The following is a 12,166-nucleotide window of genomic DNA, read 5'->3' on the forward strand; positions in this document are numbered from 1 at the left end:
TTCAGCTCGATTTTTTTTTAACTAAACTTTTTAGTGGATCACAGTAATAAGGGAGAATGGAAGGGCTATAACTGTTCAGAATTTTCTCATTATCAATTTCTATATTTGCATTCTCTTTCGTAATATGATCAATGATCTTAAAGTATTCATCATAGGAGAGAGTTCCAAAATTGAAATAAATGCAGTTATCTCCTACATTCAACTGATTAACATTTTTTATATTAAGAGTTATAGTCTCGATTTCGTTTGCGAGAGTAGGATTTTCTCTCAAAAATTTAAGAATTTCTTGCTTTAACTCTTCCTTTGCTTCTTGAAGTTCCTGCTTTGCTTCTGGACAATTTGAGTTTTTAGATACTTTTCTGCGTGCTTTTTCAAGAGACTCACTCATTTTAGGACTTAATTTTTCTAACAAATATCTAGCTTTATATATTGTCTCTTTGCCGAGTTTTTTAATACCCTCCTCTAAAAGAGTATTTTTAACAGTCTCTGCTACGGCTTCGCCGCTTATATAAATGAAAGGAAGCGCTGGAGCAAGAATTGTCGCTGCCTGCTTAGAGATAATCTCAAGGGTCGCTGCATCCACAAAAATCCCTATCTGAAAGACTTTTCTATTTCCTTTCTGATATGAGAAGCTAGTAAAATAAGTTTTACTATTTAGAATGATTTAGGACTTACGCGGTTGAACTGAGAATCAAGAGCCAATAAACCTCTAACTGTTTAAAGAGCAAGTTTAACTGCAATGTCAAATGTACTTGATTTTGAACTTCATATGCGTAAGTCCTATGATAAATTAGCAATGTACCAAATACGTAATTCTCAGCTTTTATGCCCTATGACAATGTAATAACCGGCTTCAAAATGATTCGCTCTTCGCTTGCAATAGGCTAATGGTTAATGAACTACTGGAAAAAAGTGTGAAACGACAAATTACAATACTTGTATTGATGTGTAGAATTCTCACAACGCCAAAGGGAGTTCACCGAGGGAAGAATAAGACAATTAATTCATCAGCGAGGATAAATGAAAAAGTTTATAAACTGATATAAAATGGTAATAACAGCTGATGTTATTAAGGAAGGAAAGAAAGGGAAGACGAAAAGGGAATCAAAGATGAAGTATAAACATGTGAGCTTGTTAAGAGTCACTTCAATATGCCTCACTATCCTTCTTCTCGGACTAATGACTGCTTCTATAATTCACGCTGAGACTTACTCATATGTTATGCAATGGGGTTCTAACGGAAAAGCCGTCGGACAATTTGATGTCCCAATGGGTATTGCTGTAGATTCTTTAGATAATATTTATATTGCTGATAAGTCCAATCATCGCATTCAGGAATTCTCCAGCGATGGTCTCTTCATTAAATGTGTGGGTGACATACAATCTGCAGAAAGTTGCTCTAAGGGTAGCAGCAAAGGAGAATTTAATGAACCAGTTGATATTGCTGTCGACTCTTCAGGTAATATTTATGTTGCTGATTCTGGTAATGATCGCATTCAGAAGTTTGACAGCAATGGTAACTATCTTACTCAATGGGGTTCTTCTGGCATGGAGAACGGACAATTTTTTTCTCTCACTAGTGTTGCTGTTGATTCTTCAGGCAATGTTTATGTTGCAGATCATGTTAACATTATTCAGAAGTTTGACAGCAGTGGCAAGTTCATAACTAAATGGGGTTCTTCTGGTAGCGACAACGGACAATTTAGTCTTCCATATGATATTGCAATAGATTCTTCAGACAGTATTTATGTTGCTGATACATATAATAATCGCATTCAAAAGTTTGATAGCAATGGCAGGTTCATTAGCAATTTGGGTTCTCAGGTCGGAGATGACAGACAATTCAATAATCCATCCGGTGTTACAGTCGATTTTTCAGACAATATTTATGTTGCTGATAAGCTCAATGACCGCATTCTAAAGTTCGATAGCAACGATAATTTAATTGCCAAATGGGGTTCTTCTGGTATGGAGAACGGAAAATTTTATTATCCACAAAGTGTCGCTATAGACTCTTCGGGCAGTATTTATGTTGTAGATTCTACTAATAATCGCATTCAGAAGTTTGCTATTAAGAACGATTCTCTTCTACAACCACCGGTTGCAAGTTTTACTAGCAGTGTAACATCTGGCACTGTACCTTTAAGTGTAGTATTTACTGACACAAGTACAGGAACGCCTACCTCATGGTTATGGGACTTTGGAGATAGAACTACATCTACTGACCAAAATCCAACGCACACTTTTGTTGAAGCTGGTAGTTATACTGTTAAATTGACTATAAAGAATGAAGTTGGAAGTAGTATAAATTCTAATGTGTTTGCAGTAGCAAAGGAACAACTTCATTCGACACAGACAGAGGAAACTAATCTATCTCACAGCAATGACAGTAACTCAAAACATAGCAATTCTCTTATTGATACACAAACGGTTCAAAAAGAAGTAATGGAATTACTTCAAAATCCAAAGATTAAAATTATTGGTTTAATCGGTATTGTCTTTTTCGCTGCTCTTCCTGTTATATTTACCAAAGTTATAGAAGATATTTATTATGAATCGAAAAAGCGTATCGTAGCATGGATAAAACGACGACGTCCTAAGGAATAAGTGAAATCTTTGCTCTATAAATCCCTAGAAATACAGAATCCACATAAATTTAGTAAATGATTATTTCAGAAATTGAAATAACAACGGTAAAAAGATAGATGTAGAAAACAATGTGAAAGAGCAACACTTCACCTTTTTTTATTGCTAGCTTGTGTGCTGTTCACCTCTCAATAGAATTCTAAGTCCATCTATTATTCCTGAGTGACCCTTTTGTTACGAGGTTTCTTAATACTATTTTTAATTAATTCTCTCAAAAGAGGAACTGCTTTTTGAAGCTTCCAACAGCTCATGAGAAAATTAATAAAGTATGCATTGGTTTTTAATATTAATTTTTTTATATGAAAAATAATTGGAGTGTAGGTGGGATAAGTAAACGCTAACGAAGGAAGATGAGCATGTTTAAATGCGAGAAACAAAATGTGGCAAAACACACAGAGGGTATGCCCTCATAACAGTCATAGGAATAATGGCGCTGGCGCTGAATATGTCTGTGATAATTGCAGACGCAGCACCATCAGTACATCCCATTGCGAATTTCAGCACCAACGTCACCGAGGGTTATGCTCCCCTGTCAGTCCAGTTTAACGACAGTTCTGAAAATGCAACAGAATGGAACTGGGATTTTGGGGATGGAACTAATTCTACTGAGCAGAACCCTATCCATACTTACTTTGAAATGGGAAACTATACTGTGATCTTACTGTAACCAATGCTCTCGGATATGATTCTACAAATAAAATTATACAAGTGTTTGACGCTATCTATGGTAATAGCAGCTCTTACTCTTATATGAACATCAATGTAACAGGAACTGCTCAGGATGGTTATCAGGTTAATTTTACGATTCCTTGGGAATCGGGGATGAATGCTGATTTCAGCAACCTGAGATTCTTTGCTAACAATACGAGCACAAATGTGAGTTTTGCATTGCCATATTGGATTGTTGTATCCTGAAATGATTTCGCAGTTTCAAAATCATTGGATAGTTAGGTATATGATACACTATCGGATGGCTCAAGAGTTTAATTATTGAGGGAAATTCATTCCTATCTAGTGATGTGAAATGACCATATGAGATGAAACAAATTTGAAGAGAAAGTAAAAACAATGACTCTCCTGTATTCGATTTACATCCTACATAAAAGAATAAAAAACCGAAATAACTTTGGAATAAAACATTCTCAGTTAATCTCTAAATTTGTCATAAATTAATAATTCTAATTCATGCGTTTTCGCTTAAGTGAGGAATCGTGATAAATTAAATCGATTTCCACAAAGTTTGTCAACTTATTCATTGATGTGAAGTTGGAGTTGGACATCGATTTCAGTTTCAGAGCTCAAAATTTGGGGATCAATTTTCTCTCTGAAATCGAGACATACAGGCAAGAAAATTCCTTAACCGTTGACGCATGGATCGTTTTTGATCTATCTTAGAAGTTAATTAGAATTTTTTGCGGGAATTCTCCTTGATGATTTATACCCTTCTAAAGCTTTTACCCAATTTTCCCCGTCCCATTTTTTCCAGTGCATCATTATCATAGCACGGTTTAACAAAAGTTCTTCTCCCGAGTCGATGAAACCGTTTCCATTCTTGAGTCCATGCTCGAAAGTATATCTAAGGCGTTCGGAATACCATTCTAAAAACTGTAAGAATGCTTCAAAGTTAGATATTCTCAGATTCTGCATAAAGAATGCGATACAGATTTCTTGAAGTTGATCCTGTCTCGGTAGCCAGATTAATTAATAGAATTATTCCCAGGATAGAGTAAAACCTCAACTTCTTCAAAAGCAGGATTATAAACAAAATCACCGGATTGGAATATCCATTTCCGCTGAATTTCCTTAGCTGATTCACACATTTTGATATATTTCTCTGATGTATCCACTTAAACATCCTCAGAAATCATCACTAATGCAATAGTTAAAAGGCATATCCGAGCTAACTGAAAGTATTTGATATCAAATGGTTCTTATAATAAGTCTCGCTAAAAGAAGAGCAAGCACTACTATTAAAATCTGTATTGAAATTAGGAAAACGATTTTCTGGTCTGCTAAGCTTGGAAGTGCCGATTTTACGAAAGCTAATCTAGAAGGAGCTAGTTTTGGTGGAGCTGATCTTGAGGAAGCTAGCTTTCAGGACGCTTATTCAGTAGGAGTTAATTTTAGAGAAGCTAAGCTTGAGAACTGTAGCTTTTTTCGTGCTAATCTTGAAGATACTAACTTACGTACACAAATCTTAAATGGGCTTTTTTATAGAAAGTAATCTTGAGGTGGCTAATTTCTGTAAATCTCAGCTTGAAGTAACTGACTTCGAGAACACAAACATTAAGGGAGCTCGATTTGATGAAGCAGATCTAAGAGGGGCTAAAAATTTAACTATCGAACAACTTTCCAAAGTGAGCATGTTATATGAAGCTAAATTAGATGACAAAATCTTTGCCTCATTAGAAGAAAAAATCTAGAGCTTTTCAAAAAGAGTACCCATAATTTTTATTTGAAATTGTGACTATTTTAAAAGAAGATCTCTTCAGTATTTTTTCAAGTAATTTCTGAATGCTACGCATAGGTCTTAATATCCATTCTCTTTTTACTCAGTTTTCTTCTTCATTGCAGCATATTGATTCATTGGTTTTTGTTTTGCGCAGACATAAATTCAAAAAGTTTATTATTCGTTCTCTATTTAATAACTTGGTGAGGAATTGCTTGAAATGACTGACAATAATCTGGAATGGGAAGTTCTCCAAGAACCACTTATAATTGAAGAAATAACTCTAAATAAATGGATACCAAAAAATTCTATAAGTATAGTAGTCAATAGAACTGATTCTTACCAGATAAGAGCTGTTTTAACCGCTATAGAAGAAAACGGACCATTAGCAGGAAGAGATACCGAATGTTATAAGCGTTTTTATAAAACGTCTCCTGGCTCACGTATAGAGCCGTTTAATCTCAAAGGGAAAGATCAGTATGGTTCAAATGTGGAGTTAAAAAACTGTTATATAACTCATATAGGTTCCCGAGGAAGAAATAGTTCTGAAAGGTTAGTAACACTTAATATTATAGTATATGAAATAAAGATTGAAAAAAACAGTGATTATGAAGCGTCTCGCTTATTAGAATGGTACATAAATGGACCAAACAATGGAGTACTTTTTCCAAGAGAGACATTAAGACTTCAAGAAAACGGATCTGATAAAGCAGCGAGAAAAAGAGTTACGGTTGATATTTCTCTGGACAAAGCTATAGAATTAAGCATCCAAAACATTGAGTCTTCAGAGATGGATCGGGAGTTTGCACTCGTAACCTTTGATACTATAAAATTTATAGTTGCAAGAGTACTGAATGGTTTTGGTCCAGACTGGTCAAAAAATATATGTATAGAATATAGAAAAGATTTTGGTCCAATCCCCGATAGTCAGAAAAGAGAGGCTATCAGTGAAATAGTTAGCTTTGTGTTAGGTACACAACTTCTGAATGTTGGATTTACAGAATATGATCATGAATGGCAGCCATTGACGTTTTTCGCAAAACCTTCCTGGGGAGTGGGATACTCAAGATCCGTTTGTGAAGATATAACACTATCACCGTTTGATTTAGGAATTATAATAAACGAAGGAAAAATTGAAGAACTACTGTGCGATCTTGTTCCAAAATACTTAAGCTTAAGAGACAAGATGAGGTTGAAAGAAGCTCTATGGAAATATTGGATATCAAGAGACATGCCACTTGGAACAAATCTTCCAGCTCTTTCAAGCGCTCTCGAAATCATAAAGGAAGAATGGTTCAAGAGTGAAAAATCAAAAAGTAAAGCACTCTGGATACCCAATGAAGAATTTGAAGATCTAATTGAGGAAAGTTTAAATATTGCTGAAGAAAAGCTTGATAAGTATATTGAAAATAAGAACAAAAGTCTAGATCCAGAAAAAAGACACTCGTTGAAAGCTCAAGAAATGGGGGAGTTGAAAAAGCAGGTACTGAATAAAATACGTTATTCAAATCAAATGTCTTTAACTAAACGGTATGCAGCTTTTTTTGAAGAAATAGGACTCGAAATTGGGTCAATTGAAGATAAAGCCATAGCTTCTAGGCATTCTATGGCACATAGCGATAAGATGAATGCTGAAGAATCTGAAAAGATGGAAAAGTGTACTCGTGCTTATCAAACACTTTTTCATAGAGTGTTCTTAAAAGTTTTAGGATATGAAGGAAGGCATATCGATAGATCAGTAATCGGATTTCCAGAAAAAAATATAAATTTGCCTTTAGGAAAAATAAATAAGTTGAATGTGGAAAGTCTTGCTTTAATTTCTAAAAAGAAACCATAAAATCCATCTTTTTATATTTCCATTTCAATCGATTAACCGACTAAAGTTTTAAAACTGATTTCCTTATTGACCTCCAACCCTGCCCTTACTCAGGCTGTCCGACAATTATTGGTAGTAATAAAAAAGTGCTAAAAAGAAAGCAGATAAGACCTTTAAAATCAAAAAAGAAGGAATTCTTTTATTACCGAAGGTAATTGTCGGACAGCCTGTAACTGCTCGAGGATCTCGGTATTGGCTCACAGATAGACTAGGAAATTGCTATATATATGACACTGCTCTTACATTCTGTCTTTATTTCACACTCTTGAACGAGAAACAGTTAAATATTCTATACCCATTTTGTATAATGGGGGTGTATGAAATAAAGGTCAGTAATGATCTAATTTTAAAGCTTGAAAAACTTCCTGATAACGTTTTGATCGATCTCGAAAAATCTGTAGACAAGTTAATTCAAGCTAATCGTACACAGGTTCCAAAGAAATGCTCTACAAGTACTCAATTGGAAAAACTAGAGAATAAGCCCAAATTTGAGAACATTGACATTATAAATCTAGCAAGAAATCTGAGAAAAGAATGGAATATTGTAGAGCAAGAGGAATTGTTGACAAATTTTGTAATAGATCGTTTTCGTGAATTTAGTAACCCTCACTCGGAGACATTTGCAGCTGAGAGAATAAATGGAGACAGCAGGACCGGAGGCTTTTTTGAAGATGACTTCAGCTTTCTTTTGAACTCTTACTTATGATCAAAGCCGGACTTATGGTCACCAGAAAATAAGTTCGAAAAAGTAAAAATTACTTTGAATGATTCGGTTTCAGTCCCAGGAGAACGAAGAAAAAGAAAACCAGATGTACTAATTATGAATTATGAGACAGGTGAACCTATTTGTATAATTGAACTGAAGGCTAGTTATACAAAAAGAAGCTTGCTAAAAACCTACAACGCTGACTATGAAATGTGGAAACGGTTAAATGAAAACATAAAATTTCTGTTTGTGATACTTAGAAGTAGTAGTAAAAATAAGGCTAATACTTATAAAAAGGTGGAAGGTTGCAGAGTTATTTGCTGGGACTTAAAAACGGATAAAGACAGCAAGATCAAAGGGATAGAACCTCAAATCGATACTTCAATCGAAGATATTTTCGAAGAAGTTTATCAAACTATAAAATATTTTGAGAAGAGTCAACCTTATAAATTACATAATTCAAATTTTCAGTCATTTAGGCTATGACTCGATGCAAATATCTTTGTGCAGGTCACAGTTAAACTGCAGATGGTCGTGTATTCTGTGACTTTTTCAGAATTTCTGCAAGAATTACAATAAAAAATTCCATATTTTATTTCTTGGTAAGCTCTCGTATCTTTTCCTGAACCATTCCAATATCCCCGCCGCCTTTTGAATAGAAGTAAGCAGCTCCACTAGTTAATATGAAAAGAATTATTATACATTCATAATGAATCCACGTTGACACATTTAAAGCTCCTATAATAAGCTTATACCCTAAAGCAATCGTTGCTAGTAAAAAGATCAATATTAAAGTTTTAACGCTTTGTTCATCAATGTTAAAGTAAACTAACTCTTCTATCTCTTCTTGAAGCGTGTCAATATTTCTTCCATTACTGGCGAAATAATAACCTATACCAAATAATATTAAAATAAAAAATACCACAAGTATTATCACAAGTCCATGAAAAAACCATGATAGTGCTTTTAGAATAAAAGGGGAGACATATTCGATATATGGAAGAAGAAAGTTCCATTGTTTTTCCAACTGCCTGCACTCAAAAAAAACTGTTATTGGAAAAACTATCAGCAGTAAAGATAAAATAACAGTGTTATACAAAGCAGCTTTCCAATTCCATTTTCTTTTAAGTATTTCATTTCCTATGGAAGTAGCCAAGGGAGATAAAATCAAAACTATAAGCGGAGCAATAAGAGTATACCATATAGATTCATTAAAATCCATGTTAACTAATAATTTATTTTGATTAATAATTTAAATATCCTTCGAAATTAATAACTTTTCATCAATTTAAGCTGAATAAACACTGCTAAACATGTTAACAATCATTATTCTTTTATAGGTTTATTGCATTTCCTTTTTGATGTGGTGCAAGAAGTCGGCATGAATGGATACCAGACAATCTGTTTTCATTTCACATATTGTACCATTGTGCCTCGGCAACAATATTTTCCACACCAAGAACCAACGAAACGCTTGGAAAAACGTTTACCAGACTCAAGTAAAATATAAAATTATAGGAGAGTTTCAAAATTTGGTTCTAACATTTAGCTTTGGGGAGTTTCTTATACTCCTCTATGTGATAGGACTGCTTTTAAATAAGCAGTAATTAAAAGTTTAGCACCGCCATGCACTACATCAAAATTCTGTTTTAAACTTATTTTCTGGTCCTCTTTTTATTCTAGGGTTAACACAAAGTTTTATTTGATTGCATACATTTCCCACCTCATCGACTACCGATGCAAAGCTTTACAAAAGGCTGTTACGTGATGCAGCACTTGTTTTTTTTCATAAACTAATAACATCCGGCAACATACTCAGAAAGTTTTTATATACTTAAGAACATAATCAGTATCTAGCAACTTATTTTTGAGGTGACCATTATATCCGACATGAGAAATTTTGTTTTGCGCGACGAAGACGGTAGTGAGCATGGAGTTTTCACTGGAAAACAACCGAGACAGGCTGCTCTGAAAGCTGCAAATAGATGTAACGGAACAAAATCCGAACCAATTACTATCCGACTCAGGGAACGTGGTACAAAGAAAGTGCAAGTGTTCAAGGCATGGAAAGAAATCGTTAAAGCCCCAGAAAATAAACCTAGCTGGATGCCAGAGGAAATAAGCAAGCCCTTTGTCAAAAAAGAGAAAATCGAGACAATTGAATAAATATAAAGGAAATAAAAGGAAAATAGGTTTAATATGGGCTTTTCAAATATGCCGTTTTATTTTTCTGTCTCTCTTCTCCTATGTTCCTTCGTTTGAGTTCCTTACGTGAGAAGCGTAATTAGATAAAAGTCACTTTCAATGTGGTTTTCAGGCACTTTTTGCCGCAAAAATTCATTTTAATTCTAACAATAAGTATTCAAAGGATATGGACTACAGAAGGCGTTCATTGAGTGTTCGTTTAAAATTTATCAGATTAATGTACTCACTTGTACACTTTTTCCTAAAGTAAATGAAAATCGGTCTTTTAGGGTGGAATATTGCATGACAATTACTTATCAATTCAGGATTCAGTAGAAAAAAAGCAGCTTGATGGGTTCTCGTCAGCAACTCTCCTACGTACTCTAAGAGGATGGCTTAAAATTAAACTTAATCACATAATTGGGATTCATGCGATTGAACAGGAAAATTGTAGCATTTAATTAAGATATTCGTCGGCAGTCATGATAGCTGCAAACATGCCGTCCAACGCCGCCATGAATGATGCATGAACAGTTTGCGCGGGCAAAATTTCTTCTCCGAACTTAAGATTACGGGTAGCACAGGCATCAGCTATCAAGGTACATTTAAATCCAAGCTCTTTTGCAGCCCTGACAGTTGTATCTATACACATATGGCTCATTGCTCCGCAGATTATGAGGTCAGTTACTTCCTGTTCTTTAAGAACTGAAAGGAGTTCAGTCTGTAAAAAACTGTTAGGGAAATGCTTCTCAATGACAGTTTCGTCTAGGAGAGGACTCACGCTCGAATGAATATTCGTTCCCTGAGTTCCGGGTATAAAGAATGTGGCGTCTGATCTTGTAGATATATGCTTAATAAAGAAAACAGGTTTACCAGCAGTACGGAATGCTTTAAGGAGTTCTCCTGCTTTTTTTGCTGCTTCTTCCATGCTGACAAGTTCCATTTTGCCGCCAGGAAAATAGTCGTTTTGGATATCAATAAGAAGAAGGGCTTCTTTCATACAGCTAGTGAGTTTTCAATATTAATATTTTTGACGGTTTATTCAGACTAAGGGAGTGTCTTAAAATTAAAATCAACTCTACTGGTAATTGGAAACGTTTAGTTTGGAATAAGATCATAAATTTTTCTGAAAATTGGGTACATATGACTTTATGTTATCTAAATTTCTGATAGACTCCACCTAATTCTTTTTTCAGATCATGAATTCTATCTCAGTTGTGCAATTCATTTTAATTTAAGACACGCTCTCAGAGATATTATCTTTCTCAACTCTCTTGTTATTGCAGAACGTGACAATATATTCCTTCACCGAGTCAAATTCCAATGGCAACAACTCTATTTTTTCCAGATAGTGTTGTTGTATTATTGATTCAGATATATTGAGTTCATAGAAATTCTTTCTACAAGACAAAACTGATGGGAGATCAAAGATATCACTATGCACACTTTCATTTATTGAACACTGGCTAATCTCCATAACCATCTCATCTAAGCCATCAAATAGAAAAACAATGCAATTTTTTTCCCGTCGTGAAGTAAACTGATCATAAGTAAGTGGAAGTGGATTGCTTGGTTTGGTGTGCAAATGCTCCCACAATTTTAATAATGTTCTACCATTATTATCCGCTGAATATGCAAAATCGCGGAGAGGGATGTATACAGGCATTATATTACTTGATTCCCACACAAAACTATCCACCATAACTGCGAAGACTCGCTTAAAAATTGTGGTCTTTCCTTGTCCGGGATCACCTAGTAATAGAATTTTTTTGCCTAAAGATAGAGCAGATACCAAGTATTCTACAAGTTTTCCAGACCGGACAGTGCCCATATAATTTGCCCAAGGGGGTGATATGAATAATTTATCATTTTCTACAATTTCTCTAATTAATAGTTTAGTGGAACCCGGTGAAATGTTGTTAAAAAGATCTTCTTTCTCTTTCCGGAGGTAGGTGGAGATTTTTTGATTTATTTCTTTTTCATCTTCACGCGAGTCTTCAATTTCAATTTGATTTTTCTGCGACCTTTTTGAGTTATAATAACTGAAGGTTGCAGTAATAATAGCCGTACATAATGGGATGGAGGCTGGAAATATTATATAAATATTAGCTAATACTAATAGGACTTACGCACTTGAAGTACAAAATCAAATACAAGCAGCTTCATCAAGTTAATTGAGGTTTATACAGTTAAGAGTTTACTATTGCTGTTTTTCAGTTCAACTGCGTAAGTCCTAACTAATACTAGTACGGAGACTATAACTGCGAGCAGATAAACCAAAAATGGTTTATGTTCTGAAATTTTC

14 protein-coding genes are annotated in these 12,166 nt (G+C 34.6%); 8 read left to right on the forward strand and 6 right to left on the reverse strand.

The genetic code is table 11. The features are described 5' to 3' along the window. Position 1: 1 nt before the first annotated feature. Positions 2-583, reverse strand: a complete 582-nt coding sequence (locus tag ACPK8D_RS10510; protein WP_424717804.1) for a hypothetical protein — start codon at positions 581-583, stop codon at positions 2-4. A 464-nt stretch (positions 584-1,047) separates the two neighbouring features. Between ACPK8D_RS10510 and ACPK8D_RS10515 the strand changes: the two genes are divergently transcribed. Then, entirely contained in the window at positions 1,048-2,607 is a 1,560-nt protein-coding gene (locus tag ACPK8D_RS10515; protein ID WP_424717805.1) for a PKD domain-containing protein, read from the forward strand. A gap of 403 nt (positions 2,608-3,010) precedes the next feature. After that, the gene (locus ACPK8D_RS10520) at positions 3,011-3,313 is read left to right on the forward strand and encodes a PKD domain-containing protein (RefSeq protein WP_424717806.1); all 303 of its coding nucleotides are present in this window, start codon (positions 3,011-3,013) and stop codon (positions 3,311-3,313) included. Positions 3,314-4,044: 731 nt separating this feature from the next. Here ACPK8D_RS10520 and ACPK8D_RS10525 read toward each other — a convergent pair. Continuing rightward, the gene (locus ACPK8D_RS10525) at positions 4,045-4,293 is read right to left on the reverse strand and encodes a hypothetical protein (protein WP_424717807.1); all 249 of its coding nucleotides are present in this window, start codon (positions 4,291-4,293) and stop codon (positions 4,045-4,047) included. Between the two features lie 50 nt (positions 4,294-4,343). Then, positions 4,344-4,493, reverse strand: coding sequence for a hypothetical protein (locus ACPK8D_RS10530; protein WP_424717808.1), 150 nt, complete (start codon positions 4,491-4,493; stop codon positions 4,344-4,346). Between the two features lie 77 nt (positions 4,494-4,570). On the opposite strand from ACPK8D_RS10530, the gene ACPK8D_RS10535 reads away from it, so the two are divergent. From ACPK8D_RS10535 to ACPK8D_RS10555, 5 genes are all read left to right on the forward strand, one after another. Continuing rightward, the gene (locus tag ACPK8D_RS10535) at positions 4,571-4,870 is read left to right on the forward strand and encodes a pentapeptide repeat-containing protein (protein ID WP_424717809.1); all 300 of its coding nucleotides are present in this window, start codon (positions 4,571-4,573) and stop codon (positions 4,868-4,870) included. Continuing rightward, positions 4,848-5,069, forward strand: coding sequence for a pentapeptide repeat-containing protein (locus ACPK8D_RS10540; RefSeq protein WP_424717810.1), 222 nt, complete (start codon positions 4,848-4,850; stop codon positions 5,067-5,069). Before ACPK8D_RS10535 ends, ACPK8D_RS10540 begins: the two co-directional genes overlap by 23 nt. Positions 5,070-5,315: 246 nt before the next feature. Further along, entirely contained in the window at positions 5,316-6,932 is a 1,617-nt protein-coding gene (locus tag ACPK8D_RS10545; RefSeq protein WP_424717811.1) for a HEPN domain-containing protein, read from the forward strand. Positions 6,933-7,278: 346 nt separating this feature from the next. Then, on the forward strand, positions 7,279-7,677 hold the full coding sequence (locus tag ACPK8D_RS10550; RefSeq protein ID WP_424717812.1) for a hypothetical protein: 399 nt from the start codon (positions 7,279-7,281) through the stop codon (positions 7,675-7,677). A 54-nt stretch (positions 7,678-7,731) separates the two neighbouring features. Continuing rightward, positions 7,732-8,163: a hypothetical protein gene (locus ACPK8D_RS10555; RefSeq protein ID WP_424717813.1), complete on the forward strand. Its 432-nt coding sequence runs from the start codon at positions 7,732-7,734 to the stop codon at positions 8,161-8,163. Positions 8,164-8,269: 106 nt separating this feature from the next. Here ACPK8D_RS10555 and ACPK8D_RS10560 read toward each other — a convergent pair whose 3' ends face one another. Then, positions 8,270-8,899 (reverse strand): hypothetical protein, encoded by a 630-nt coding sequence (locus ACPK8D_RS10560; RefSeq protein WP_424717814.1) that lies wholly within the window; start codon positions 8,897-8,899, stop codon positions 8,270-8,272. 659 nt (positions 8,900-9,558) lie between these two features. Here ACPK8D_RS10560 and ACPK8D_RS10565 point away from each other — a divergent pair. Next, positions 9,559-9,843, forward strand: coding sequence for a non-histone chromosomal MC1 family protein (locus tag ACPK8D_RS10565; RefSeq protein WP_424717881.1), 285 nt, complete (start codon positions 9,559-9,561; stop codon positions 9,841-9,843). Between the two features lie 475 nt (positions 9,844-10,318). On the opposite strand, the gene ACPK8D_RS10570 is transcribed toward ACPK8D_RS10565, so the two are convergent. Together ACPK8D_RS10570 and ACPK8D_RS10575 are read right to left on the reverse strand one after the other, a co-directional pair. Next, positions 10,319-10,861: a cysteine hydrolase family protein gene (locus ACPK8D_RS10570; protein ID WP_424717815.1), complete on the reverse strand. Its 543-nt coding sequence runs from the start codon at positions 10,859-10,861 to the stop codon at positions 10,319-10,321. Positions 10,862-11,095: 234 nt separating this feature from the next. Next, complete coding sequence (locus ACPK8D_RS10575) at positions 11,096-11,692, reverse strand: NACHT domain-containing protein (protein WP_424717816.1); 597 nt, start codon at positions 11,690-11,692, stop codon at positions 11,096-11,098. Positions 11,693-12,166: the final 474 nt, after the last annotated feature.

The organism is Methanosarcina sp. (assembly GCF_049706645.1).
Lineage (GTDB): Archaea > Halobacteriota > Methanosarcinia > Methanosarcinales > Methanosarcinaceae > Methanosarcina.

Excerpts from the sequence above, each read along its gene's own strand:
- ACPK8D_RS10515 (WP_424717805.1), top strand. The coding sequence starts at position 1,048 with ATGGTAATAACAGCTGATGTTATTAAGGAAGGAAAGAAAGGGAAGACG.
- ACPK8D_RS10520 (WP_424717806.1), top strand. The coding sequence starts at position 3,011 with ATGCGAGAAACAAAATGTGGCAAAACACACAGAGGGTATGCCCTCATA.
- ACPK8D_RS10525 (WP_424717807.1), bottom strand. The coding sequence starts at position 4,293 with ATGCAGAATCTGAGAATATCTAACTTTGAAGCATTCTTACAGTTTTTA.
- ACPK8D_RS10535 (WP_424717809.1), top strand. The coding sequence starts at position 4,571 with ATGGTTCTTATAATAAGTCTCGCTAAAAGAAGAGCAAGCACTACTATT.
- ACPK8D_RS10540 (WP_424717810.1), top strand. The coding sequence starts at position 4,848 with ATGGGCTTTTTTATAGAAAGTAATCTTGAGGTGGCTAATTTCTGTAAA.
- ACPK8D_RS10545 (WP_424717811.1), top strand. The coding sequence starts at position 5,316 with ATGACTGACAATAATCTGGAATGGGAAGTTCTCCAAGAACCACTTATA.
- ACPK8D_RS10550 (WP_424717812.1), top strand. The coding sequence starts at position 7,279 with ATGGGGGTGTATGAAATAAAGGTCAGTAATGATCTAATTTTAAAGCTT.
- ACPK8D_RS10560 (WP_424717814.1), bottom strand. The coding sequence starts at position 8,899 with ATGGATTTTAATGAATCTATATGGTATACTCTTATTGCTCCGCTTATA.
- ACPK8D_RS10570 (WP_424717815.1), bottom strand. The coding sequence starts at position 10,861 with ATGAAAGAAGCCCTTCTTCTTATTGATATCCAAAACGACTATTTTCCT.
- ACPK8D_RS10575 (WP_424717816.1), bottom strand. The coding sequence starts at position 11,692 with ATGGGCACTGTCCGGTCTGGAAAACTTGTAGAATACTTGGTATCTGCT.